This window comes from Streptomyces sp. NPDC022552 (assembly GCF_055561875.1).
Genome location: NZ_JBVHGJ010000010.1, coordinates 133,110 through 156,847, shown reverse-complemented (window position 1 = coordinate 156,847; position 23,738 = coordinate 133,110). Strand labels below are relative to the sequence as shown.

Sequence of the window (23,738 nt, the reverse complement as noted above, 5' to 3'; positions counted from 1 at the left end):
CGTCAGCGTCGGGCGCGCCGACGGGCGATGTACAGGCCGAGGACGATCCCCACGAGCAGGGTGACCGTGAGGACGCTCCAGAGCGGCAGCGTGACCTCCGACACCCACAGGCGGATGGTGACCGAGTCGGTGTTGACGGCGATGAACCAGATGGCGAGGGCCGCGAGTACCACGAAACCGATCGTGCGCAGCCGCATGTCCCTGCCCTTGACGGTCACGGTCGGGGGCGGATGCGTCGATGATGCCTTACGGGCCATGCAGCCCATTATCGGACGTATCGGGCGAACGTGCTGGCTGTCGGATGCCCGTCTTGGCCGGGATGCCTCATTTCGCGCCGAGCGCTAGGCTGCGTCGACGACCGCAGATGTCCGCCGACGGATGTCCGCCGACAGACGTCAGTCGACGCCGAGTGCGAGGCACGATGGCAGAGCGTGAGGAACGAGCGGGGCAGGAAGCCCCGGCGTTGTCGGCAGCCCCCGAAGGGCGGGAGGCCTCCGAGAGGCCCGGCCCCGAGGGGCGCCGAGCCATCGCCGTCTTCGACGAGAGCGGTCTGGTCGTCGTCTGGACCCGGGCCGCCGAACGCCTCCTCGGCGTCCACCGCGCCGGCATCCTCGGCCGCCCCGTGACCGAACTGCTCACGCTCGTCGACGTCGAGAGGCTGACCGAGGGCGTCACGGTGGGGCCCGTCGGGGAGGGGGACCCTCCCGGCCGCTGGGGCCTGTGGCCCGCCGGTCCGCTCCCCGGCGGAATCCGCTCCGGAGTCCTCGACGCCGTCTTCACCCAGTCCCCGGTCGGCCTGCACGTGCTCGACGCCGACCTGAACGTCCTCCGGATCAATTCGGCGGCCGGCGGGTTGCGCGGGATGTCCGAGGGAGAGATCGTCGGCCGCCCGTTCTCCGAGGTCTACTCCCGATTCGGCGTCGGACCGTTCGAGGACGCCCTCCGTGAGGTCCTGGCCTCGGGTGTGCCCATCTTCGACCAGCGGGTCACGGGCTATCCTCCCGCGGATCCCGCACGCGAACACGTCTACACGGTCTCCGTCTTCCGGCTCGAGGACGACCTGGGCCGCCCCCTCGGCCTCGTCGCCTCCGCCGTCGACGTCACCGCGCGCGACCGTGCCCGCGACCGACTGGCCGTGCTGCACCGCGTCCACGCGCGGATGGGGCTTCGCCTGGACGCCGTACAGTGCGCCCGCGAACTCGTCCGGGCCGTCGTGCCCACCTTCGCCGATGTCGCCACCGTCGCCCTCACCACCGCGGAGCCCCACGACCCCGACACGGACACGGACACGGCCTCGGCGGGCGACACGGCGCTGCGCTGCGTGGCCGTGTGGCCCCCCGACGCCGAGGAGACACCGGAGGTGGGCGCCGCCCTCATGCCCTACGGCGACGCGCACGCGTCCGCTCCGTACGTCGAGGAGTCGGACGCGGCCGGGCCCACCCTCGTCGTGCCCCTCACCCTGCGCGGCGTCCTACTCGGCGTCGCCCACTTCTCCCGGCCGCGCAGGCCCGACCCCTTCGAGGACGACGATCTGCGTCTCGCGGCGGACCTCGCCGCCCACACCGCCGTCTGCGTCGACAACGCCCGGCGCTACGAGCACGACCACGCGGTGGCACTCGCCCTGAAGGGGGACCTCGTGCGGCCCGGCCGTACCGGCCGGAGCGCGCTGGAGACGGCACACCGCTATCTCCCCACCGGACTCGGCAGCGGAACCTGGTTCGACGTCATCCCGCTGTCCGGCAACCGTGTCGCCCTCACGGTCGGTCATATCGCCGGCGTCGGGCCGGACGCCATGGCGGGCATGGTCCAACTCCGCTCGGCCGTCCAGGTGTTGTCCGCGCTCGACCTCGACCCGCACGATCTGCTCGCGCGGCTCGACGACACCACCCGCCGTCTCGGCGAGGAACGCGCGGCCGCCGGTACGGGGGGACCGCTGACGGCCCAGTGCGTGTACGCCGTGCACGACCCGGTCACGGAGACCTGCGCGATCGCCCGCGCCGGCCACCAGACCGTCCTCGTCGGACACCCCGACGGAAGCTGGCGGAACGGCCTCCTGGAGGAGACCACCGCGCTGGGCGGTGAAGGGCCGCCGTTCGCCGCCGACGAGTTTCCCGTGCCGCCCGGCAGCACCCTCGTCCTCCTGTCCGGCCGGGCCGATCCCGACGACCCGGCGCTCGCCGGGCTGCGCACGCGGCTGACCGGTGCGGTTCCTCCGCACGCGCTCAGCGCCTCGGACCTCCACGACCTCCCCCTCGACCAGGCGGCCGTCCTCGTCGCCCGTACCCGGGCGCTCGACGCGGAGGACATCGCCTGCTGGGAGGTCGCTCCCGACCTGACCGCCGTGTCCGAGGCCCGCCGCTGGGCCGTCCGTACCCTGATGGAATGGGGCCTGCCGGAGACGACCTTCGCCGTCGAACTCATCGTCAGCGAGCTCGTGACCAACGCGATCCGCCACGGCACCCCGCCGATCCACCTCCGGATCATCCGCAACCCCGCGGATCACACGGTGACCTGCGAGATCTCCGACGCGGGGACCGCCGCCCCGCATCTGCGCCGGGCCCGAGCGGCCGACGAGGGCGGACGCGGCATCTTCATCTCCGGGGAGCTGTCGGACCGCTGGGGCGTGCGCTGGTCGGAGCAGGGCAAGACGGTCTGGACCGAGACCTCCTACACGCCCTGAGAAACACGCCCTGAGAAACACGCCCCGAGAACGCTCTGAGACTCCTTGCCGGGGACGGGCTCCGAGCTCAGCGTCCGTCGCGCGGCATGCCGAGGGGCGTGGGGGTCCGCGGCCGCGGACCGGCGTCGATCCGAGCCCGCAGGTCCGCGTCGTCCCGGGCCCACAGCGAGCGCACATGGCTGAGATGGCGCACCATGCAGGCCTCCGCGCCTCTCGCGTCGCCCGCCAGCATCAGGTCGAGCAGCTCCAGATGCTCCTCGGCGGACGGCAGCAGCTCACCCCGCTCGTCAAGGGTCGTCAGCCCGTACAGCCGGGAGCGCTTGCGCAGTTCGCCGACCGTCTCCACCAGGCGCGCGTTGCCCGACAGGCCGAGCAGGGTGAGATGGAAACGGCGGTCCGACTCCAGATAGCCGATGAGGTCATGGGCACGGGCCGCCGCCACGATCTCCTCGGCGATCGGGCGCAGGGCCCGCAGCTCCTCGCGGTCCGCCGTGAGCGTCACCCGGCCCACGGTGGGCACCTCGATCAGCAGACGGATGTCCGTGTACTGGTCGAGGTCGCGCTCGTCGACCTCGGTGACGCGGAAGCCCTTGTTGCGTACCGGCTCGACCAGGCCCTCACGGGCGAGGTCGAGCATCGCCTCGCGCACCGGCGTCGCGGAGATGCCGAAGTCCTCGGCCAGGCCCGGCGCCGAGTACACCGCGCCCGGCTTCAGCTCGCCGGAGATCAGCGCGGCCCGCAGAGCGTGGGCCACCTGGTCGCGCAGGCGTTCCCGGGTGGTGATCAGCCGGCTCTGCTTCAGATGCCCCATATGCCGTTCTCCGATGTCCCTATGACGCGCCGTCCGGCCACCGGGCGTGGCGCCGCGCCCTCGCACGATGTCATACGAAAAAGCGTCCCGGGAACGGATCGTCGAGGCCGAAGGCCGGGTGCTGATCCGGCGGCTCCGGTCGACCGGGTTCGGGGTCGGATCCGGGAGTGGGGCCGGGGTCGGACCCGGGCCGGGGCTCGCGGGGGACGGGGTCCGGTTCGGTGGGCACGGTCATGGCTGAATCCTGCGCTCAGGGTTCTCCAAGGGGCTGGTCGCCGGCCCCTGCAGCACGCGGCCGTCGGACGCCGCGAAGCGGGAGCCGTGGCAGGGGCACTCCCAGGTGTCCTCCAACGCGTTGAAGCCGAGCTCGCAGCCCATGTGGGTACAGCGCGGCGGACGGGCGACGAGATAGTGGCGGGCCACCGAGGCCTGCGCCCTGACCACGTCGGGGAACTCCCGCAGCGGCAGGGTCCGGCGCGGGTCGAACAGTTCGGTCCAGTCCGGACGCGGTCCGCCGGTCACGTGCGCGGCGAGCAGGCGGCCCGCCATGACCCCGTTGCTCATCCCCCAGCCACCGAAACCCGTGGCCACGAAGACGTGCTGGGTGTCCGGGTGCTCATGGCCGACGTACGGAAGGTGGTCCGCCGACCGTACGTCCTGCGCGGCCCACCGGTACGTCTCCCGCGCGTCGCCGAACCCCGGGAAGATCCGGCGCGCCCAGCCGGTGAGCCGTTCGAGACGCTCGCCCGTGTGGTCCGTGCCGGGCTCGAAGGCCTCTCCGGTGACGATGAGCAGCCGGTGGCCGTCGTCGTACGGAGCGGTGCGCACCGAGCGGGTGCGGTCCTCCGGCGTGAGGTACATGCCGCGGGGCGCCTGGTCCGTGGGCACCGGGGCCGCCACGACGAGCTCGCGCCGTACCGTGAGCCTTGTCAGCAGCGAGCTGTGCACGGTCAGCGGGAAATGGGTCGCCACGACGACGTCCCGCGCGTGCACCGTGTGACCGGCTTCGGTCGTGATCCGGCAGTCCGCGTGCTCGCGCAGCTCGGTGACCCGCGTGTGCTCGTGGACCCTGCCGCCGCGGGCGACGAGGTCCTCCGCGAGACCGAGCAGGAAGCGGCGGGGGTGGAAGAGGAGCTGATCGTCGAGGCGTACCGCCGCGGCCACCGGGAAGGGGAGCTCGGTCTCCGTCACGTACGTGGTGTCGAGACCCGCCTCCAGGGCGGCGGCCGCCTCGGAGCGGATCTCGTCGGCCCGCCGGGCGTCCGTGACGTACGTGCAGGCGGGGGCGCGCTCCAACTCGGCGTCGGTGCCCGTCTCCTCGCAGAGCCGGACGACGTGCTCCAGGGCCTCCTGCTGGGCGCGGGCGTACCGGGCGGCGGCGAGGATGCCGTGGGTGTCGCGGATCCGGGCGTAGGTGAGGCCGTGCAGGGCGGTCAGTTTCCCCGTGGTGTGGCCGGTGACACCGCCGCCGATCCGGCCGGCCTCCAGGAGTACGACCTCGCGCCCCGCGCGGACGAGTTCGTGCGCGGTGCAGACGCCCGCGATGCCGCCGCCGATGACGACGACATCGGCCGTGAGGTCCTCGGCCAGGGCCGGACGGTCGGGGGAGGGGGTGCCACGCATCCAGTACGACATGCCGAAACTCGCGTCCGCCGGCATCGCGCGCTCCTTCGGGCCGGGGCGGGGACCGTCGGCCCGCGTCTGCCCGCCAGGCTCCGGATCACGCGCGGCCTGGACCTGCGGCCGGGGGCTACGACTACGACCAGGCTACGGCTTCGGGGCGAGGCGCTCGACCGCGACGAGCGCCGCGTCGTCGCCGAGATGGCCGCCCGCGTAGGCGCGCAGGTCCTCCCGCAGCCGGCCGAGCAGGGTCGGCGGATCGTCCCCGACCCAGGCCGCCAGCCGCTCCGTCAAGGGGTAGAAGGCCCGCGTGTGGTCGCGGGCCTCGATCACCCCGTCCGTGTAGAGCAGGAGGACGTCGCCCACGTCGAACGGGAAGGTCTCCACCGTGACCTCGGGGGAGAGCACGTCCGCGAGCCCCAGGGGTGGGCTCGCGTCCGCGGTGTCGAGGGGGACGATCCGCCCGTGCCGCAGCAGCAGCGGCGGCGGGTGCCCGCAGTTCACCAGCCGTACCACCGGCTCCTGATCGGGGATGTCGAGGACCAGCGCGGTGACGAAGGCCTCGTCGGCGTCGTCGACCGGCTCGTCGGCGCCGGATCTCGGCTCGTCCGCGGGCTCCGGCCCCTCGGCCGACCCCACGCCCGCCTCCAGATGCCCGATCAGGGCGGGCAGGTCCGCCTCTCGCCGGGCGGTGACCCGGAAGGCGCCCAGGACGAGCGACGCCTCGCTGATCGCGTCGAGGCCCTTGCCCCGGGCGTCCCCGATCAGCAGCCGGGTCCCCGTGGCCGTACGGGCTGCCGCGTAGAGGTCACCCCCCATCTGCGCCTCCTCCTCGGCCGCGAGGTAGACGGACGCGATATGGAGGGGGCCCGCGTGATGGGGCAGCGGGCGCAGGACGACGCTCTGGGCGGCCTGGGCGATGGAGCGCAGCCGCGACACCCGGCCCTCGTCGCGTTCGCGCAGGTAGGCGAAGAAGGTGACGATGACCGAGATCAGGATCAGCGCCACGATCTGGTACGTGTGGTTGAGGTCGGTCAGGCTCGTCCGCGCGATCGCCACCACCGCCTGCGCGAGGACCGCGACGGCTCCCACGAACGCCGTCATCCGCGGCCCCGCGAACGAGGCCGTCACCGCCGGCGCGGCGATCAGGAACGGTCCCAGATGGACCTCGGGCGGAGCCAGGATGTCCACCACGGTCACCGCGGCGATCAGCGCGAACGAAGCGGTGAGCAGCAGCCGGCCGCCGCGCCGGGAGAGGCGAGGTGAGGGGTCGGGCCGGCGGGCATCCATGGGAAAGGCATACATCAGGTGTTGGGGCATGTCCTGTTGCCGGGCTCCACGGCGCGGCGCACGACGTGCCCAGGGGCGCCACCGCACGAAACGCTCGGCAGGGGAGCGGCCGTGCGCCACGTGTCGCACGGGCTCGCGGCGCCCCCGCCGGCTCGATGCGGTCAGGCCCGGCGCGCCGTCGCGTAGTCGGTGAGGGTGCGGGCGGCCCGCCAGCCCCGGCCCTCCGCCTTGGAGACGTCCAGGACGACCCGGTGGGCCAGCTGATCGACGGCGTACCGGGTCAGCGGCGGCTCGGCGCCCGGGCGAAGGCGCGCCACGGCCTCGGCCGCCGTCGCCGCGCCGCGGGCCAGCGGCAGCGGAAGGTGGTGGATCCGGGCGCCTGTGCCATGGGCCCGCAGGACGGTCCGGATCGCCTCGTCCCGGCGGTACGGCACGGGGTCGGCGATGTTGTACGCGCCCGGCTCCCAGCCGACGGCGCCCAGGCACGCGTCGGCGAGGTTCTCGACGGCCGTCAGGCTCAGGACGACGTCGGGGCCGGGCAGCAGCACCCGCCCGGCCCGCACACGCGCGAGGAGGCGCGGCACGAGGTGCGGATCGCCGGGGCCGTAGACCGCGCGAGGCCGGAGGACCACCGCCCCGGCGGCGAGCGCGAGGGCCTCGCCCGCCGCCTTCGTACGGCCGTAGGCGTTCAGCTGGCCGCGCACGGGATGGTCCTCGGTGATCCGGTCACGTCCGGGACCGGGCTCGTACACGCTGGCACTGCTCACCCAGACCACAGGGCGGCCCGCTGCCGCCTCCATGAGCCGGGCGGTGCCGTCGACGTTCACGGCCCGCATCGTCGCCTCCGCCGGCGAACCGGGCACGGGGTCGCCGACCGCCGCCGCGCAGTGCACGACGAGGTCGGCCCCGGTGAGGTCGGGCGGTGCGGTCTCGGCGTCCCACGGGACGTGCCGGCCGACCGGCCCGGGCCGCCGCCCCACGCACAGGACGTCCGCGCCACGGGCGGCGGCGAGGGAGGCGACATGGGAGCCGCAGAAGCCGCTCGCTCCGGTGACGGCGATCGTGATCATGCGGAGGTCTCCGTGAGGGGGCGGGTGGCGGTGGTCGCGCGGAGGGTAAGCCGGCGCCAGCCGGGCAGCGCGGCGCGCCGGTCCACGCGGGTGTCGACGACGGTCGGACGGTACGGCGCGAGGGCGGCGAGGACGTCGTCGAGCTGCGCCAGGGCGAGCCGCGCGCCGGGGCAGGCGTGCGGACCGGCACCGAAGACGAGCCGCGCGACGGCGGGCGGGGCGGGGCGGTGGGCGTCGGGCGGTTCGCGGTTTGCCCCCACGGCATGCCGGGCCACCAGCACCAGCCGGTCCCCGGCCTTCACCGGGCACCCGCCGAGCACGGCATCGGCGGCCGCCACGCGCGGCAACAGCGGGGACGGCGCGGTGACGCGCAGCAGCTCGTCGACGAGCGCGGGCCGGAGCCGGTCGTCGGCGGCCTGCTCCCACAGACCCCCGTCGGCACACCAGGCGACGGCCCGCGGCACCGCGGCGACGGTGGTGTTGACGGCCGCGACGGCGATCATGGCGCGCAGCGCGGTCGGGGTCGCCGATCCGTCGTCCAGGAGCGCCTCCAGACGTGCGGTGGCCTCCGCCGCCGCGCGGGCGGTGCCCGGGAGCCGCGGCCCGGGGAGGTGGTCGCGGACGGCGGCGACCGCGGCGTCCGCCGCCGCCTCGGCGAGGGCCGAGGGGTCGGCGGGGGTGTCGAGGAGGGCCCGGACGGTCGCACCGGCGAACTCCCGGGCCAGCGGGACGAGGTCGACGGAGTGCCCGGCGGCGAGCGGGGCGAGGCGGTGGGCGAGCACGGCCCGCCACACGGGGCGCAACCGCTCGACCCCGGCCGCACCGAGGTCCCCGGCGACGGCGCGCCGGGTGTCGCGGTGGTCGCCCCCGTCCTGGTCGAACAGGCTCCCCCCGCCGGACAGTTCGCGCGCCGCACCCCCGGTGGTGCCGGCCGCCGCACGGTCCAGCGGGATGCGGGTGAGCGCCTCGCGGTACTCCTCGGTGCCGCTCACCAGAACCGCCCGCCCGACCCGTGCCACGGGCCGCCGGCGCACGGCCGCGAGCAGAGCGAACAGCAGCGGATGCGACCGCGTGTACACCTGCCGGTCCCGCCGTCGCGCTGCTCGCAGAGCGGCCCGGCGGTCGGGCGTGGCACCGGGGGCCGCCGAGCCACGGGCGTCGCGACGCGGGCAGGAACCCTCAGCAGCCCCGCCGGAGGGGGCCCTCGCGTCCGGTTCGGCCGTGCTCCGCGCGTCCGCGGGCGCGTCGGCGCCGGGCGCGGCGCGCAGTCCCGTCCCCGGTTCCGTATCCGTACCCACGGCCCGCGCGGCCGTCATCGGACCGGCTCCGTCCGCTGTGCGGCCGCCAGCCGTGCCGTTGCCGCACGGTCCGGCTTCAGCGAGCGGCCGGACAGCGGGATGTCCGCCAGCAGCAGCGCGTCCGGGCGGGCCGCGCCCATGCGTCGGAGCGGGCCGGCGAGCGCCGCCCGCACCCGGTCGCGGTCGGCCTCACGGCGGGGCTGGACGACGGCGACCAGCCGCTCGTCGCCGTCACCGGCCGGGACGCCCACCAGGAGCGCGAGTTCGACCCCGGGCACGTGCAGCGCGGGCTCGTAGAGGCCGGGGTAGATGTTCTCCGCCCTCCTCAGCACCATGTCCTTGCAGCGCCCCGCGAGCACGATCCGGCCGCGCGCGTCGAGCAGCCCCCGGTCGCCGGTACGGACCCAGGGCTCGGGCTCCTCGCCGAGGTAGCGGTTCCGGGCCCCGCGCCCGGTCAGCAGCAGCTCGCCGCCCGGCCCGGGCCTCGCCGTCACCCCCGGCAGCGGCGCGCCCACCAGATCGCCGTCGCCCGAGAACGCCGCCTTCTCCGCCTGCTCGACGGCAGCCGCCGGGAACAGCTCGGTGAGCGCGTACACCCCCCACGCCTCGTCCGCCCCGGCGCGCCGCACACGCGTGAGCAGCTCGGCGCTCGCCGGCGCCGAACCGGTCCACACCCGCCCGCCGAACCGCGCGTCCACGGCCAGCGCCGCCCTCAGCTGAGGTGGCGTCAGATAGGTCGCCTGCGGGGCGAGTCGGCGCATCTGGCGGGCCAGTACACGAGGCGACCGGGCGGGCAGCGCGACCGGAGCCCCGCTCGCGAGCGACGGAACGAGAACGAAGAACGTACCGCCGAGCACGGGACGCCCCGGCTTCGGACGGACGAGATCGGTCACCGTCGCCATACCGGCGGCCAGCGACGCACGCGTGTGGACCACGGCACGCGGGCGCGAGGTCGTGCCCGAGGTGAAGACGATCACCGCGTCCCCGTCCTCGTCCACCGCACGCGGCAGGACCGACGTACCCGTCCCCGCCTCCAACGCCGGTGCGCAGCCCGGCAGTCGGCGTCCGACCGTGGCCACCGGGCCGCCGAGCTCCGCGAGGTCCGGCAGCGCGAGCCGGGCCCGGCGGGCGAGCGGCCGCGCCCAGCCGGCGACCGCCTGCGCGGCAGCGTCGGCGAGGACGATGTCGGGGCGGGCCAGCGCGAGGCGGGCCCGCAGCACGTCGGGGCCCGCGCCCGGGTCGAGCACGGCCGCCCGCAGCCCGAGCCGGTGCACGGCGAGCATCACGGCCAGCGCGCGCGGCCCGGGCCGCACCGCGACCCCCACCGTGTCACCGCGCCGCAGACCCCGCGCGTGCAGCGCCGAGGCGTAGCGGTCCGCGAGGTCGGCGAGCTCCCCGCAGGTGGCAGTCGTCCGGACTCCGCCGGACCGGGTCGTGCCGAGCACGGCCGGGCGGCCGGGGTCCGACCGCAGGGTGTGAGCGAGAGCGTCCAGCATCAGCGAGGGTCCTCCCCGTGCCGCCCCGGTCCCCTGTCCAGGTACCAGCGGGCGGTTCCGACGATCCCGTACGCGCGCAGGCGCCGGGTGGAGTTCTCCACGACCATGTCGCGGGCGTGCACGATGGCGGTGGTGCTGCGGCGCACCCGGTTCAGGAAGAGCCGGTCGGTGGGGGAGGGCCGGCGCGGCATCCCGCCGACGGCCTCGTACAGCCGGGCCGTGATGGCCATGTTGTTCCCGGCGTGCATCCGGTACGGAGTGAGGTATCCGTGCCGGCGCCGGTGTGCCGGCCGTACCCGCCCGAAGAACGCGGCGACGCGGACAAGGGTACGGAACAGGGCCCGGCCGACCGGCCCGTGCTCGTCCCTGCGGGCGTCGATCCGGCCGCACACCAGCCCCGCGCCCCCGCGCAGCGCGGCCCGGGCCGCGGCCGTCCAGCCGGGGTGCGGAAGGCAGTCGGCGTCCGTGCGGGCCAGCAGCACGGCCCCGTGCCCGATCGCGTACCGGAAGCCGGTGTCAACGGCGCAGCCCACGCCCTTGTCCCGCTCGTCGAGCACATGGACGGGGAACGGCGCACGCTCCGCGAAGGCGCGGACGATCGCCGCGGTGTCATCCTCGGACGCGTTGTCCACGACGACGAGCTGGAAGTCCCGGTCCGCCTGGGCTGCCAGCGCCTCCAGGGTGTCGCCGATGCGCGCCGCCTCCTGATGCGCGGGCACCACGACCCACAGCGCGTCGTTCACGCCTTCTCCCAGACCATCGTCATGATGCTGACGCCACCGCCGAGCCCGACGAGCAGCACTCGGTCGCCGGAGAGCAACCCGTCCTGGACACGGTCGAGCTGGACCCCCAGCGTCGCGCTCGCGATGTTGCCGAGCTCGGGGACGGTGACGACGAGCCGGTCCTCCGGAACGCCGGTGAGCTCCACGAACCGTCGCAGGTACGGCACGGTGACCTGATGGACCAGGACGTACCGGAAGTGGCGCCACTCGAGCCCCGTACGGTGCAGCACCCGGTCGATCACCGACGTGCCGACCTTCTCGAACACCTCGCGCAGCTCGCTGCCGTCGCCCCGGAAGTAGGTGTGCTCGTCGCCGCGCGGATGGCGCGAACCGCCTCCGAATATCCCGCCCACCGGCCAGTGTTCGGAGTGCGTCTCGGTGTCCACGTCGAGGATCCCGCCGCGGTCCACCGCCTCCAGGACCACCGCGGCGCCCGCGTCCCCGAAGGTGTAGCCGGCGAACCCGTCCCGGAACTGGGCCAGGTCCGCGGGGTCGAGGCGGACGGCACGGCTCGGCGTCTCACCGGTCACGACGAGGGCCCGCCGGGCCCGCCCGGCCAGGATCATGCTCCGGGCCAGGTCGATGCCGTTGACGAAGCTGTTGCAGGCGTTGGTGACGTCCAACGCGTGGGCTCGGGAACCCAGTTCGGCCTGCACGATGTGCGCGGTGGCGGGTTCCACCATGTCGCGCGTGGCGGAGGCGAACACCAGGAGATCGACGTCCTGAGGCTCGGCCCCGGCCCGCGCGAGGGCCTGCCGGGCGGCCCCCACCGCCAGGGTGGAGGCGTACTCCCCCGGCCCCACGACGCGCCGGGTCACGATCCCGGTGGCCCGCTCGAACACCCCGGCGGGCAACACCGTCCCACTGCCGGCCTCGACCCGCTGCCGCAGCCGCTCCGAATCCATGACCCGATCGGGCAGACACGCGCCGACCCCGGTGATCCCGATACGGAGAGGGCCGTCCGCGACGGCCTGATGACTGTTCATACGACGGAGGCTACGAAGGACGGAGGCCACGGACCTGAGTGTCCGTACTCAACCGCCCTGAGGAAAAGCCCCCGTTCCTGAGCCGCTCCCAGTCGAGGGCCCGGGGCAGCTCCGGAAGCGAAAGGACGAGCGCACCGCCCGCCGGATGGGAACCGGGCACGAACAGGGTGTTCTCGGGAGGCAGCCGCATGGGCTCACTGCTCCACAGCCCTCCTGGGCACCCCGGGCGGGGCCGGGTGAGGGGAGGGGCGTGGGGCCTCGCGTGCCCTGCCGATACGGTGGTCGGAAGATCGTTCGGCGGAAGGTGACGGGATCATGCGACTCATTCAGGCCCCTGGCCCGACGGAGCCCCGGCGATGACGGCGGAGACCTCCGGCTCCACGGAGGCCGACGCTCCGCACGTTCTGGTGCGCACCGAAGGGCGGGCCGGATTTCTCACCCTGAACCGGCCCCGGGCCATCAACGCGCTCACCCACCCGATGGTGCTCCGCATCCAGGAGGCGCTGACCGCCTGGGAGCACGATCCGGCCGTCGAGACCGTCGTCATCCAGGGCGCCGGGGAGCGCGGACTGTGCGCGGGCGGCGACATCCGCGCCATCCACGACGACGCCCGCGCCGGAGGCACCGCCACCCTCGACTTCTGGCGCGACGAGTACCGGCTCAACGCCCACATCGCCCGCTACCCCAAGCCCTACGTGGCCTTCATGGACGGCATCGTGATGGGCGGCGGCGTCGGCGTCTCGGCCCACGGCTCCGTCCGCGTGGTCACCGAACGGTCCCGTGTGGCGATGCCCGAGACGGGCATCGGCTTCGCTCCCGACGTCGGCGGCACCCACCTGCTGGGCCGGGCGCCCGGGGAGCTCGGCACCCATCTCGCCCTGACCGGTGCCCAGGCCGACGCCGCCGACGCCCTCCTCGCCGGCCTGGCCGACCACTTCGTACCGTCCGAGGACCTGCCCCGCCTGGCCGCGGAGCTCACCCGCGCGCCCGCGCACGAGGTGCTGCCCCGGTTCACGCGGCCGGCACCGCCCGGCCGACTGGCCGCCGCACGCGACTGGATCGACGCCTGCTACACGGCCGACACCGTGGAGGAGATCGTCGACCGGCTCCTCGACCACGGCGTCCCCGAGGCCAAGGAGACCGGCACCCTCCTGCTCACCAAGTCGCCGACCGCTCTCAAGGTCACCCTCGCCGCGGTCCGCCGCGCCCGGTCCCTGGACTCCCTGGAGGCCGTCCTGGACATGGAGTTCGGGCTCTCCAGCGCCGCCCTCTCCTCCGCCGACCTCGTCGAGGGCATCCGCGCCCAGGTCGTGGACAAGGACCGCGACCCGCGGTGGACGCCGGCCACGCTCGCCGAGGTGACGGACGCCGACGTGGCACGGTACTTCGCCGAGCCGAGCGAGCCACGACAAATCCGGTGACGCGACCGGGCTCCCTTCCCTAGACTCGCCGCACGTGCCGCCGAGATCACGGCGCGCGCCGACGACCGATGAGGGGAGCCCGACCATGCGTTGCCGCACTGCTGTCGTCGTGCCCCGGTCCCGGTACGACGTGATCCTGATGTCTCCCTCTGCCCGGTGCCGGCTGCGCGGCCGCCACCGGAAGCCCGTGACGAACGCCTGACCCCTTGTCACGCCCGATGCGCCTCGGAGCCGTCCAGCCGGCATGCCCTGCATCGACCGGCCCGGAGGCCTTGAGGTCTTGAGGTCTGAGACTCGAACGCCTCGGGACGTGACGTCCGCCTTGCCGCACGCCTCGTTCCGTGCCGTGGGGGTCACGCTCCGCCCGCCTGCGGGCCGCTTCGTCCGGGAATCGCGCCGCCCTTTCTCGTCACCACCGAAAGGTCCGGGCCGTGCGTACCCACCTTCACCGCCACCTCACCACCTCCCTGAACCGCGTCCGTAATCTGGGCATCCTCGCCCATGTCGACGCCGGCAAGACCACCGTCACCGAGCGGATGCTGTACCTCACGGGCGCCACCCACAAGCGCGGCGAGGTCCACGACGGCACCACTGTCACCGACTTCGACGCGCAGGAACGCGACCGTGGCATCACCATCTTCGCGGCAGCGGTCAGTTGTGTCTGGGACGACCACCGGATCAACCTCATCGACACCCCCGGACACGTCGACTTCTCCGACGAGGTGGAGCGCTCGCTGCGTGTCCTCGACGGGGCGATCGCGGTGTTCGACGCCGTCGCCGGCGTCGAACCGCAGAGCGAGACCGTCTGGCGCCAGGCCGACCGGCACGGCGTCCCGCGGATCGCCTTCGTCAACAAGCTCGACCGCGCGGGCGCCGACCTCGACACGGCCGTGGCGTCGATCCGGGACCGACTCCACACGGTGCCGCTCGTCGTCCAGCTGCCCATCGGCCGCGAGGACGGGTTCACCGGCGTCGTGGACCTTGTGCGCATGCGCGCCCTGGTCTGGGCCGCCGGCGCCGACACGTACACCGAGGGCCCCGTGCCCGAGGCACTCGCTGAGGAGGCGTGGCGCAGGCGCCGCGCCCTCGAGGAAGCGGTGGCGGAGCTCCACGCGGCGGCGCTCGAGGAGTTCTGCGCCGCGTCCTCGCTCGGCGCGGACACGCTCACGGCCGCGCTGCGCGACCTGACCCGGACCGGGGACGCCGTGGTCGTGCTGTGCGGCTCGGCGTACCGCAACCGCGGGACGGAGCCGCTGCTCGACGCCGTCGTCTCCTACCTGCCCTCGCCCCTCGACGTACCGCCCGTGCGCGGCACGGCGGACGGCGCGGAACAGGAGCGGGCCGCGGACCCGGAGGAACCCTTCGCCGCGCTCGTCTTCAAGGTCAACTCGACCGCCACCGGGCGGCTCACCTACCTCCGCGTCTACGCGGGGACCATCGGAAAGGGGGATGTCGTGCTCGACGTGGCGGCCCGGCGCACGGAGCGGATCGGCCGGATCCTGCGCGTGCAGGCCGACCGGAACACCGAGGTGGACCGGGCCGTCGCCGGGGACATCGTCGCGGTCGTGGGCGTGAAGGAGGCCCGCGCGGGCGCGACGCTCTGCGCGCCCTCGGCCCCGCTGCTCCTCGAACCGCCCACGGTGGCCGACCCCGTCGTCTCCGTCGCGGTCGAGGCGCGCCGGAGCCTGGACACCGACCGGCTGGCGACGGCACTGGCCCGGCTCGTCGAGGAGGACCCCTCGCTGACCGTCAGAACCGATCCCGAGACCGGTCAGACCGTGCTCTCGGGCATGGGTGAACTCCACCTGGAGGTGGCCGTGGAGAAGATCCGCCGGGCCCAGGGCCTGGAGATCGCCGTCGGCAGGCCGCAGGTGGCCTACCGGGAGACGGTCGTCCGCGGGGTCTCCGGGCTGGTCCACCGGCACGTCAAACAGGACGGTGGCGCGGGGCAGTTCGCCCATGTCGTCCTCGACGTCGAACCGCTCGGCGCCGAGGAACCGGGCACGGGGGAGTTCGCCTTCTCCTCCACCGTCACCGGCGGCCGCGTGCCGCAGGAGTACGTCCGCGCGATCGAGGCCGGCTGCCGGGACGCCCTCGCCGAGGGCCCCCTCGGCGGCCATCCGGTCACCGGCCTGCGGGTGACGCTTACGGACGGAGCCACCCACTCCAAGGACTCCTCGGAGATGGCGTTCCGTACGGCGGGCCGCTTCGCACTCCGCGAGGCGCTGCGCGCCAGTGCGATGACGCTCCTGGAGCCGGTGGTCGAGGTCACGGTCACCGTGCCCGACAGCGCCGTGGGCGGCGTGCTCGGTGACCTCGCGGCGCGCCGGGGCCGGGTCTCCGGCTCGACGGCGCGCGCCGGGACCGCGGTCCTCACGGCGACGGTGCCGCTGGCCGAGCTGTTCGGCTACGCGTCGCGACTGCGCAGCCGTACGCAGGGCCGGGGCACGTTCACCACCCGGCCCACGGGTTACGCCCCCGTCCCGGCCGGCATCACGGCGACGGTGGTCGGCACGTCCGGCTAGGGCAACGCGCGGGCCCGCCCCGACGAGGGGCGGGCCCGTCCCGTCTGCCCGGCGCGCCGCACATATGATCATGGGGACGAACGGAGGGGGCGGAATGGCGTCATCGAGGGGATCCGCGCGATCGCGTCGGAAGCAGCGGCGCGAGGACGGGGAAGAAGGCTGCTGCGCGGGGGCGCTCGACCACTGCACCTCCTGGTGCGCGATGCACTGCCCCCAGATGGCGCTGGTGCTGCTTCCGACCCTGTTCGCGGCGCTGCTGCGCCCCTCGTCCGGTCCGCGCCCGACCGCAGGGCGGCCGCAGGGGCGGGTGGCCGGAGCGCTGCACGCGGGCGTCCAGTTCTACCGGGAAGAGATCAGCCCGACCCGCCCGCCGTGCTGCCCGTACACGCCGAGCTGCTCGACGTACGCCGCGAAGGCACTGCGCCGCCACGGCGCGCTGCGCGGCGGGCGTCTCACGCTGGCGCGACTGTTGCGCTGCCGCCCGGCAGCGGCCCGCCGCCGAGGCTTCACGGACCCCGTCCCGGACTGAGCCCCGTGGCGGGCCCCTGCCCCGGGGCCCGCACCCCGCCGCCCCCGCCCTGCGTGCGGCCCCGCGTACCCCGGCCGGCGTCTCCGGACGTCCCGTGGCTCGGCGTACCCGGCCTCACGCGGGCGGACACCGCATCCCCCTGCCGGCGTCCCGTGACGGCGCCCCTTGGCCGTGGGCCGACGCTGTCCCCTGCCGCCCCATCCCCCTGCCGGCGTCCCGTGACGGCGCCCCTTGGCCGTGGGCCGACGCTGTCCCCTGCCGCCCCCGCCCCGCACCCTCGCAGGCCCCGCCAGGGGGCCGGCGCGCTCTGAGCCGGCTCATCGACACCCTCCTGGCGCGGGTCCGCCCCGCCTCCCGGCGTACGGACGACATCGCCCTGCTCGTGCTGAGGAGTTCGGAGACGGAGGGCCAGACGTCGGTGTAGCTCGGACGTCGGTGCGGCTCGGACGGCGGTGCAGCTCAGACCTCGGTGTAGCGCAGCAGGACCGCCACCCCGTCCGCGATCGGCAGCTCGTCCTCGGGCACGACGATCAGCTCGGCCTGAGTCCCGGCCGCCGCGCGGATCAGCGCGGCCCCCGCCGCCGGTTCCTCCCACGTGAAGCGCAGCCCGAACGCGCTCAACTCCTCGCTGGACAGCGCGAGATGGGTGGGTGCCCAGCCGACCCACAGATGCCGGTCGTGCCGTACCGGACGGTCGAGGATCAGTGCCCGCACCTGCCCGCGCTGCAGGGCGGCGACGGACGCGTCGATCCCCTCCACGTACTCCGGGTGACGCGCCCGCTGACCGAGGTACGTGTCCAGCTGATGCCGGTCGTGCGCGGGCAGTCGCCCGGCGAACAGGCCGGCGAGTTCCGACTCCAGGAGCGCCCGCCCAGGCTCCGGGCGGCGCGGATGACCGTCCTTGAGCTTCACGATCAGGTCCCGCAGCTTGCGCGGGGCGGCTCGGATGAGGCTGTTCACGGTCGACGGATCGCCCGCCAGCACGATGGCCTCCGTACCCTCGCCCTCCACCCCGTCCACCAGCTCGGCGAGCAGCTGTTCGGCCTCCTTCGCCCAGCCCCCGGCCGGGATCCGGCGGTGGACGCGGGCGCCCGGCGCGACCCGGCTCGCCGGCCAGTGGCCGGTCTCGTGGTCCAGCTCCACCTCGTCCTCGCCGGGCTCGGTGGTGTGCACACGGTGCAGGAGGACGGCCGCATAGGGGAGGGCCGGGGCGTGCTGGAGCGCGAGGGGGAGGACATCCGGGAGCATCCCGTACCGGGCGCTGCTCAGGGCGGGCGGTTCGGGCAGCCGCTCCGCGAGGACCAGTGTGCCCTGAGCGGCGAACAGCGCCTGGCCGTGCGGCCCGGCGACGTCCCGGTCCGATCCGGCCGCACGCGCGAGCGCATCGATCGTGGCCTCGTCGGCGCCCTGGGAGCGCAGGCTCGCCCGGACGTTGCGCAGGCGCAGCTCGATGGCGCGGTCCGGGTCGTCCCCGTCGCGCGAGGTGTCGAGGCAGACGGAGACGATCGGTCCGGGATGGGCGTACAGCGGTTCGAGGAAGTGCAGCTTCACGGCTTCCTCCCGGGGAGGGGCGGCAGTACCACCCGGGCGGCTACCCGAGCCGCGCCCGCCGACACGGTGCCGAGGGCCGTCGGCCGGCGTGCTCGGCCGTCACGCGGCGACCCCGGCGCCCGTGCCCCGCCATTACGCCGCGACCGCCCGGCGCGGCCGGGAGGTCAGTTCGCCGCCGCAGTTGGGGCAGACGTCGTCCATCGCGTCGGCGCAGGGGACGCAGTAGGTGCACTCGTACGAACAGATGCGGGCGGGCGCGTCCGGCGGCAGCGCCGCCGTCGTGCAGCGCTCGCACGTCTCACGCATCTCCAGAGCCATGGTTCTCCCTCACCGTGTGCCGGATGTCCACCCGGGCGGGGGTGTCTGCGCCCGGCCCGAGGTCACCTCACTCTGTCGTCCGGGAGGCCCGACCGACAGCGCGGCGAGGGCCAAGGATCAACACGATCGGGTCGCGTCGTCCCGGGGCGGGGCCACCAGGGCGGGGGACTGGTTCGCGCGCCGCAGTGCCTCGGCGACGAATCCGCCGGCCTTCAGCTCCTCGACGAGGTCCGTGAGGAAGCGCACCGTTCCGGGGCGCCGCGCCGGGGTCGTGCCGACGGCCTGCCGGATCTCCATGAACCGGTCCTCGATCAGCCGGACGTCGGGATGCGCGGCGACGAACGCGGTCATCGGCTGCCGGATCCCTGCCCCGGCCTCGAGGCCCTCCGTACGGAACGTGTCGACGCCCTCCTCGCCGCGTACGACGGTCGCGTGCCGGAGCGTGCGCGTGAGGTAGAGGTCGTACGCGGACCCGCGCTTCACGCCGATCCGTACGCCCTCCCGGTCGACGTCGGCGGGCGTCGCGAACCCGGAGTCCGTGGGCACGGCGTACACCCCCTCGATCACGACGTAAGGGGAGGTGAAGGCGACCTCGGCCTCGCGCGCCGGCTCGACGGCGAGGAAGCAGAGGTCCGCGCGGCCCGTGGTCATCGCCTCGTACGACTTACGGGCCGCGTCGAAGCAGACCAGCTCGACGGGCACGCCGAGGCGCGCGCCGATCTGCCGGGCGATGTCGACGGTGACCCCGTCGGGGGCCTCGGGCGTGCCGTGCGCCAGGACCGGATTGCCCAGGTTGATCGACGCCCGCAGGACGCCGGTCGGCGCGAGATCCCGGGCGATGTCCGCGGTCGCAGTGGTCATGCGCCGGAGTCTAGGACAGGCGTTCCGAGGCCGTCCGTCCCACGGGGTGGCCGCGTGGTCGGACCGCAGGTCGGTACCGCGGTCTGCCCGGCGGTCGGCCCCGCGGGCGGCCGATGAGTCGGTCGCGGGGTCGGTCGCGGGGTCAGTCGCGCGGCCGGGGGCGCGGCCAGGGGCGCCCCTCCAGGCGCTCGATGTCGCTGTTGAAGCGCCGGAGGTACGCGGCGAAGCCGGCGACCTCGTCGGCCGTCCAGTTCTCCAGGACCCGCTCCAGGCCGTGGACGTTCGCGGCGCGGTCGGCGTCGAGCCGCCGTCGACCCTCGGCGGTGATGCTGAACTTTCGGGCGATGCCGCCGTCGGGGTCCGGAATGCGTTCGACGACCCCGGCCTTCAGCATCGCGGTGGTCTGCCGGTGGAGCGTGGAGGCGTCCAGGCCGAAGGCCTCGCTGAGCTGCCCGATGGACAGCGGTCCGTCGATCTCGATGCGGCTGAGCAGCACGTAGGCGCTCCGGTCGAGCCGCCCGTCGGCGCCGCGCGCCCGGGGATTGAACAGATGCGAGTGCCGCCCGACGAGCATGGTCTCGAACTCGATCAGGTGCGTGGGCTTTTCCATGTGCCCCATCCTCCCAACCCCGCGCCGTGCCCGGTCACCCACCGAGCGCTCGAAATTGCACCGTACAGGCAATGTGTATGCTGCAATGCCTATGCATCATGCAATTCGCGGAAGCGCATCCCGCCCGCTCCGCCCCTCAGGGAGATCCACGTGACCAGCTCCAAGCCCGACGCGCGCCCCCGTGCCGTCGTCGGCGTCCTCGCCTTCGCGGGCATCGTGGCCGCGCTCACCCAGACTCTGGTGGTGCCCCTCCTGGGCGACCTGCCCAGGCTCTTCGGCACCTCCGCGTCCAACGCCTCCTGGGTGGTCACGGCCACGCTGCTGTCGGCGGCGGTGGCCACCCCGGTCGCCGGACGGCTGGGTGACATGTACGGCAAGCGGCGCATGCTGCTCGTCTCCCTCGCACCCCTGGTGCTGGGCTCGGTGGTCTGCGCGCTGTCCTCCTCCGTCGTCCCGATGATCGTCGGCCGCGGCCTCCAAGGCCTGGGCATGGGCGTGGTCCCGCTCGGCATCAGCCTGCTGCGCGACGTGCTGCCGCCCGAGCGACTGGGCGGTTCCATCGCCCTCATCAGCGCCTCGATGGGCGTGGGCGGCGCGCTCGGCCTCCCCTTCTCCGCCGCCGTCGCCGAGAACGCCAGCTGGCGCGTGCTGTTCTGGGTCGTCGCGGCACTGGCCGCGGTGGTCGCCGTCCTCGTCCGGCTGTGCGTCCCCGCGGGCCGTACCGCGTCGGACGCGGGCCGCTTCGACGTGCCCGGCGCGGTCGGTCTGGGCGGCGCCCTGGTCTGTCTGCTGCTCGCCGTCTCCAAGGGCTCCGACTGGGGCTGGACGAGCGCCACGACGCTCGGGCTCTTCGCCGCCTCCGTCGCCGCACTGCTGCTCTGGGGCTGGTGGGAACTGCGCACCGCCGAACCGCTGGTGGACCTCCGTGTCACAGCCCGTCCGCTGATACTGATGACCAACGCGGCCTCGGTGCTGGTCGGTTTCGCGATGTACGCCCAGTCGCTCGTGGTGCCCCAGCTGCTCCAGCTGCCCGAGGCGACCGGGTACGGACTGGGTCAGTCCATGCTCGCGATGGGGCTCTGGATGGCCCCGGCCGGACTGATGATGATGGTCCTCGCCCCTCTCGGCGCCAAGCTCACCGCCGCCCGCGGCCCCAAGATCACCCTCGGTGTCGGCAGCCTCGTCATCGCCGTCGGGTACGCGTGCGCCCTGCCGCTCATGGGCACGACCGTCGGCCTGCTCGTCGTGACCCTCATCTGCAACACCGGTGTGGGCCTCGCGTACGGCGCGATGCCCGCCCTCATCATGGGCGCCGTGCCCCGGTCCGAGACCGCGTCGGCCAACAGCTTCAACACGCTGATGCGTTCGATCGGCAGCTCCGTCTCCGCGGCCGTGACGGGCGTGGTCCTGGCCCAGATGGCCACGGACTTCGCAGGCCATCTCCTGCCCTCCGAGGAAGCGTTCCGCGTAGCCCTCCTCATCGGCAGCGGCGTGGGTCTCGCCGCCGCGGTCGTCGCCTTCCTCATCCCGGTCCGTCCGGCGACCGGGACCGAGGGGGTCGACACAGCCGGCGCCGCCGACCCGTCCGCCGCCTCGCCGCACCTGCCGTCCGGGGCGAAGGCCTGACGGACCGGCGACCGCCACCCTTCATCACAGCGTCATCAACCGGTCCTCCTCGCGACAGCGGGGTTCGAGAGAACTGATCTGGGCATGCCAATCGCGCAACCCCACATCACATCTCGGACCCCGCACGGTCCCTCAGGAGGACGCAGTTGAAGACGAGTTCGTGGACCCGCAGGGTCACGGCCACCCTCGGCAGCAGCATCGCGCTGGTCGTGGCGGTCTCGGGCAGCGCGTTCGCGGCGCCGCCCCCGCCGCTGCCCGCCAACGCCGACGCGCTCGAGCAGACGTTCCAGCCGGCGTACGACTACGACACGGACGGCTGCTACTCCTCGGCGGCCATCGGTCCCGACGGCACGGTCAACCCGGGCCTCAAGCCCACCGGCGCCCTGAACGGCTCGTGCCGGGACGCCTGGGACCTGGACAACACCAACGGGTACTCCCGCGCCAAGTGCAACAACGGCTGGTGCGCCGTCCTCTACGGCCTCTACTTCGAGAAGGACCAGGCGATACCCGGCATCAGCCTCGGCGGCCACCGCCACGACTGGGAGCACGTGGTGGTCTGGATCCAGGACAACCAGGCCAAGTACGTCTCCACGTCCGCGCACGGTGAGTTCAACACGTACGGCCGTGACCAGATCCGCTGGGACGGGACGCACCCCAAGGTCGTCTATCACAAGGACGGCGTGAGCACGCACTGCTTCCGCCCCGCCAACGCGAACGACGAGCCGCCGGAGAACCACAAGGGCCAGTGGCAGTTCCCGGCCCTCGTCGGCTGGAACGGCTACCCGGCCGGGGTGCGGGACAAGCTCGTCCAGACGGACTTCGGCAGCGCCCACTTCGGCCTGAAGGACGGTAGCTTCGGCCCGCACCTCGCGAAGGCGAAGCCCGCCGGCATCCCGTTCGACCCGTACGCCTGAGCACGGCTCGTGCCCACCATGCCGTCCCCGTGGACGCTTCAGTCCACGGGGACGGCGCGGGTGGGAACGTCGAGGCTCTGGTGTCCGCCGCTGGCGATCATGCGGACGTTCCCCTCCTCGTCGATCTCGGCCTGCACGATGCCGGTCTCGTCGGAGTACACGGGGTGCCCGCCCGCTCCCTTGCGGTCCGTGCGGGTGACGACGATGGAGTCACCCGAGGTCGGGAAGGTCAGTTCAAAGCGCTCGGCATGCTGCATGAGCCTGTTTATACCGACACCTGACGCCGAATCGGCTGCCCGCGCGGCGGCCGTGGCCGGACCGGCACCGGAAACCGATCATTCGGCGGCGCGGTCCCGGAGACCGAACCGTACGCCGGTCAGCCGCTCCGACACCTCCCACAGCCGGCCTCGCCCTCCTCGCCCCGGCCTTGGACGGTCATACGCGCCTGGGATGATCCGGCCCTGCGCAAGTGTGGGCCGCTTCGCTACCTGCCCGACCGGAAGCTGGTCGTCATCCCACCGGGCGACCCCAGGACGTCGACGACCGTCGTCGTCCGTCCGGAGGTCATCGCGTACTGGCTGCGGGTCGGTCGATCCCGTCCCTGACGAGCGCCGCGACCTGATCGGTGACCAGATCGAGCAGCGCCGCCGAGTCCTCGTCGTGGCCCACCACGAGGAGGTTCAGCGTCAGCCCGTCGGTGACCGCCGCGAGGTAGCGTGTCAACACCGGTAGCGGGACCAGGAGTTCGAGCGCCATGCTCGCGTCGAGCTCCTCGATGAGCTCCTGGTAGATCTCGGCGTACCGCTCGTGCTGGCGGCGGGCCAGCGGCTCGAACCCCGGGGTGCGCAGCGCGTGCTGGGTGAGCTCGTAGGTCAGCATGTGCTCGCCCGGGTGGGCGCGGACATGCTCCCAGTACGCCTCGAAGCCGGCCCGGATGGTCTCCCTGAACGTCTCGCGCGGCCGCAGCGCCTTCTTCACCGTACCGACGTAGTGGTCGGTGATCGCCGTGATCACGGACTCCAGCAGGGCCTGCTTGGAGTCGAAGCAGTAGTGGAAGACGCTCAGCGACACGCCCGCCTCCGCCGCGATGGACCGGGTCGTCGTACGCGGCACGCCGTCCCGGGTCATGGCGCGGATGGCCGCCTCGGTCAACTGCCGGCGCCGTTCGGCGAGCGGCATTCGGGACATGCGGTGGTTCCTTTCTGGTACGGCGGCCGGAGCCGACCACGGCTCCGGATGCGGCCGGGGGGGGGGGGGGGGGGGGGGGGAACCCCCCCCCCCCCCCCCCCCACCCCCCCCCCCCCCCCCCCCCCCCCCCCCCCCCCCCCCCCCCCCCCCCCCCCCCCTACG

21 protein-coding genes are annotated in these 23,738 nt (G+C 74.0%); 6 read left to right on the top strand and 15 right to left on the bottom strand.

Going from position 1 to position 23,738, the window contains the following annotated elements; translation table 11 throughout:
- Window positions 1–2 precede the first annotated feature (2 nt).
- On the bottom strand, window positions 3–257 hold the full coding sequence (locus tag ACZ3OF_RS25000; protein WP_361674091.1) for a LapA family protein: 255 nt from the start codon (window positions 255–257) through the stop codon (window positions 3–5).
- Between the two features lie 206 nt (window positions 258–463).
- Between ACZ3OF_RS25000 and ACZ3OF_RS24995 the strand changes: the two genes are divergently transcribed.
- Entirely contained in the window at window positions 464–2,680 is a 2,217-nt protein-coding gene (locus ACZ3OF_RS24995) for a PAS domain-containing protein (RefSeq protein ID WP_467306872.1), read from the top strand.
- 67 nt (window positions 2,681–2,747) lie between these two features.
- Here ACZ3OF_RS24995 and ACZ3OF_RS24990 read toward each other — a convergent pair whose 3' ends face one another.
- From ACZ3OF_RS24990 to ACZ3OF_RS24955, 8 genes are all read right to left on the bottom strand, one after another.
- On the bottom strand, window positions 2,748–3,491 hold the full coding sequence (locus tag ACZ3OF_RS24990) for a GntR family transcriptional regulator (RefSeq protein ID WP_361674095.1): 744 nt from the start codon (window positions 3,489–3,491) through the stop codon (window positions 2,748–2,750).
- A 231-nt stretch (window positions 3,492–3,722) separates the two neighbouring features.
- The gene (locus ACZ3OF_RS24985) at window positions 3,723–5,150 is read right to left on the bottom strand and encodes an FAD-dependent oxidoreductase (protein ID WP_361674097.1); all 1,428 of its coding nucleotides are present in this window, start codon (window positions 5,148–5,150) and stop codon (window positions 3,723–3,725) included.
- Window positions 5,151–5,258: 108 nt separating this feature from the next.
- On the bottom strand, window positions 5,259–6,401 hold the full coding sequence (locus ACZ3OF_RS24980) for a PP2C family protein-serine/threonine phosphatase (RefSeq protein ID WP_361674099.1): 1,143 nt from the start codon (window positions 6,399–6,401) through the stop codon (window positions 5,259–5,261).
- A gap of 161 nt (window positions 6,402–6,562) precedes the next feature.
- Window positions 6,563–7,471 carry an NAD-dependent epimerase/dehydratase family protein gene (locus ACZ3OF_RS24975; RefSeq protein ID WP_361674101.1) on the bottom strand — a complete coding sequence of 303 codons (909 nt, stop codon included), beginning with the start codon at window positions 7,469–7,471 and terminating at the stop codon, window positions 6,563–6,565.
- Entirely contained in the window at window positions 7,468–8,787 is a 1,320-nt protein-coding gene (locus ACZ3OF_RS24970; protein ID WP_467306867.1) for a cytochrome P450, read from the bottom strand. The genes ACZ3OF_RS24975 and ACZ3OF_RS24970 overlap by 4 nt, the downstream gene beginning before the upstream one ends.
- Window positions 8,784–10,265: a class I adenylate-forming enzyme family protein gene (locus ACZ3OF_RS24965; RefSeq protein ID WP_467306865.1), complete on the bottom strand. Its 1,482-nt coding sequence runs from the start codon at window positions 10,263–10,265 to the stop codon at window positions 8,784–8,786. The genes ACZ3OF_RS24970 and ACZ3OF_RS24965 overlap by 4 nt, the downstream gene beginning before the upstream one ends.
- Window positions 10,265–11,008, bottom strand: coding sequence for a glycosyltransferase family 2 protein (locus ACZ3OF_RS24960; protein WP_467306863.1), 744 nt, complete (start codon window positions 11,006–11,008; stop codon window positions 10,265–10,267). The genes ACZ3OF_RS24965 and ACZ3OF_RS24960 overlap by 1 nt, the downstream gene beginning before the upstream one ends.
- Window positions 11,005–12,033 carry a 3-oxoacyl-ACP synthase III family protein gene (locus ACZ3OF_RS24955; protein ID WP_467306861.1) on the bottom strand — a complete coding sequence of 343 codons (1,029 nt, stop codon included), beginning with the start codon at window positions 12,031–12,033 and terminating at the stop codon, window positions 11,005–11,007. Before ACZ3OF_RS24955 ends, ACZ3OF_RS24960 begins: the two co-directional genes overlap by 4 nt.
- Window positions 12,034–12,389: 356 nt before the next feature.
- Between ACZ3OF_RS24955 and ACZ3OF_RS24950 the strand changes: the two genes are divergently transcribed.
- The 3 genes from ACZ3OF_RS24950 (at window position 12,390) to yidD (ending at window position 16,508) form a co-directional block, all read left to right on the top strand.
- Entirely contained in the window at window positions 12,390–13,454 is a 1,065-nt protein-coding gene (locus ACZ3OF_RS24950; protein WP_467306859.1) for an enoyl-CoA hydratase/isomerase family protein, read from the top strand.
- Between the two features lie 431 nt (window positions 13,455–13,885).
- Complete coding sequence (gene fusA, locus ACZ3OF_RS24945; protein ID WP_467306857.1) at window positions 13,886–15,979, top strand: elongation factor G; 2,094 nt, start codon at window positions 13,886–13,888, stop codon at window positions 15,977–15,979.
- Between the two features lie 94 nt (window positions 15,980–16,073).
- Complete coding sequence (gene yidD, locus ACZ3OF_RS24940; protein ID WP_361674115.1) at window positions 16,074–16,508, top strand: membrane protein insertion efficiency factor YidD; 435 nt, start codon at window positions 16,074–16,076, stop codon at window positions 16,506–16,508.
- A 459-nt stretch (window positions 16,509–16,967) separates the two neighbouring features.
- Here the strand turns inward: yidD and ACZ3OF_RS24935 are convergent, their stop codons facing one another.
- The 4 genes from ACZ3OF_RS24935 to ACZ3OF_RS24920 form a co-directional block, all read right to left on the bottom strand.
- Window positions 16,968–18,059, bottom strand: coding sequence for a baeRF2 domain-containing protein (locus tag ACZ3OF_RS24935; RefSeq protein WP_361674117.1), 1,092 nt, complete (start codon window positions 18,057–18,059; stop codon window positions 16,968–16,970).
- Between the two features lie 132 nt (window positions 18,060–18,191).
- The gene (locus ACZ3OF_RS24930; protein ID WP_361674119.1) at window positions 18,192–18,377 is read right to left on the bottom strand and encodes a DUF1272 domain-containing protein; all 186 of its coding nucleotides are present in this window, start codon (window positions 18,375–18,377) and stop codon (window positions 18,192–18,194) included.
- Between the two features lie 117 nt (window positions 18,378–18,494).
- Window positions 18,495–19,238 (bottom strand): transporter substrate-binding domain-containing protein, encoded by a 744-nt coding sequence (locus ACZ3OF_RS24925; RefSeq protein WP_467306855.1) that lies wholly within the window; start codon window positions 19,236–19,238, stop codon window positions 18,495–18,497.
- Window positions 19,239–19,380: 142 nt separating this feature from the next.
- Window positions 19,381–19,848, bottom strand: a complete 468-nt coding sequence (locus tag ACZ3OF_RS24920) for a MarR family winged helix-turn-helix transcriptional regulator (RefSeq protein WP_361674122.1) — start codon at window positions 19,846–19,848, stop codon at window positions 19,381–19,383.
- Between the two features lie 150 nt (window positions 19,849–19,998).
- Here ACZ3OF_RS24920 and ACZ3OF_RS24915 point away from each other — a divergent pair, with 150 nt between their 5' ends.
- Together ACZ3OF_RS24915 and ACZ3OF_RS24910 are read left to right on the top strand one after the other, a co-directional pair.
- Window positions 19,999–21,474, top strand: coding sequence for an MFS transporter (locus ACZ3OF_RS24915; RefSeq protein ID WP_467306852.1), 1,476 nt, complete (start codon window positions 19,999–20,001; stop codon window positions 21,472–21,474).
- 146 nt (window positions 21,475–21,620) lie between these two features.
- Window positions 21,621–22,388 (top strand): NPP1 family protein, encoded by a 768-nt coding sequence (locus ACZ3OF_RS24910; RefSeq protein ID WP_361674126.1) that lies wholly within the window; start codon window positions 21,621–21,623, stop codon window positions 22,386–22,388.
- 38 nt (window positions 22,389–22,426) lie between these two features.
- Here the strand turns inward: ACZ3OF_RS24910 and ACZ3OF_RS24905 are convergent, their stop codons facing one another.
- Together ACZ3OF_RS24905 and ACZ3OF_RS24900 are read right to left on the bottom strand one after the other, a co-directional pair.
- Window positions 22,427–22,645: a DUF6296 family protein gene (locus ACZ3OF_RS24905; RefSeq protein ID WP_361674128.1), complete on the bottom strand. Its 219-nt coding sequence runs from the start codon at window positions 22,643–22,645 to the stop codon at window positions 22,427–22,429.
- Window positions 22,646–22,952: 307 nt separating this feature from the next.
- Window positions 22,953–23,576 (bottom strand): TetR/AcrR family transcriptional regulator, encoded by a 624-nt coding sequence (locus ACZ3OF_RS24900; protein WP_361674130.1) that lies wholly within the window; start codon window positions 23,574–23,576, stop codon window positions 22,953–22,955.
- Window positions 23,577–23,738 lie beyond the last annotated feature (162 nt).

Coding starts and splice junctions, on each gene's coding strand:
- ACZ3OF_RS24985 (WP_361674097.1), bottom strand. CDS start 5,150: ATGCCGGCGGACGCGAGTTTCGGCATGTCGTACTGGATGCGTGGCACC.
- ACZ3OF_RS25000 (WP_361674091.1), bottom strand. CDS start 257: ATGGCCCGTAAGGCATCATCGACGCATCCGCCCCCGACCGTGACCGTC.
- ACZ3OF_RS24900 (WP_361674130.1), bottom strand. CDS start 23,576: ATGTCCCGAATGCCGCTCGCCGAACGGCGCCGGCAGTTGACCGAGGCG.
- ACZ3OF_RS24980 (WP_361674099.1), bottom strand. CDS start 6,401: ATGGATGCCCGCCGGCCCGACCCCTCACCTCGCCTCTCCCGGCGCGGC.
- ACZ3OF_RS24905 (WP_361674128.1), bottom strand. CDS start 22,645: ATGCAGCATGCCGAGCGCTTTGAACTGACCTTCCCGACCTCGGGTGAC.
- ACZ3OF_RS24920 (WP_361674122.1), bottom strand. CDS start 19,848: ATGGAAAAGCCCACGCACCTGATCGAGTTCGAGACCATGCTCGTCGGG.
- ACZ3OF_RS24930 (WP_361674119.1), bottom strand. CDS start 18,377: ATGGCTCTGGAGATGCGTGAGACGTGCGAGCGCTGCACGACGGCGGCG.
- ACZ3OF_RS24975 (WP_361674101.1), bottom strand. CDS start 7,471: ATGATCACGATCGCCGTCACCGGAGCGAGCGGCTTCTGCGGCTCCCAT.
- ACZ3OF_RS24950 (WP_467306859.1), top strand. CDS start 12,390: ATGACGGCGGAGACCTCCGGCTCCACGGAGGCCGACGCTCCGCACGTT.
- yidD (WP_361674115.1), top strand. CDS start 16,074: ATGGCGTCATCGAGGGGATCCGCGCGATCGCGTCGGAAGCAGCGGCGC.
- ACZ3OF_RS24965 (WP_467306865.1), bottom strand. CDS start 10,265: ATGCTGGACGCTCTCGCTCACACCCTGCGGTCGGACCCCGGCCGCCCG.
- ACZ3OF_RS24955 (WP_467306861.1), bottom strand. CDS start 12,033: ATGAACAGTCATCAGGCCGTCGCGGACGGCCCTCTCCGTATCGGGATC.
- ACZ3OF_RS24925 (WP_467306855.1), bottom strand. CDS start 19,238: ATGACCACTGCGACCGCGGACATCGCCCGGGATCTCGCGCCGACCGGC.
- ACZ3OF_RS24970 (WP_467306867.1), bottom strand. CDS start 8,787: ATGACGGCCGCGCGGGCCGTGGGTACGGATACGGAACCGGGGACGGGA.
- ACZ3OF_RS24990 (WP_361674095.1), bottom strand. CDS start 3,491: ATGGGGCATCTGAAGCAGAGCCGGCTGATCACCACCCGGGAACGCCTG.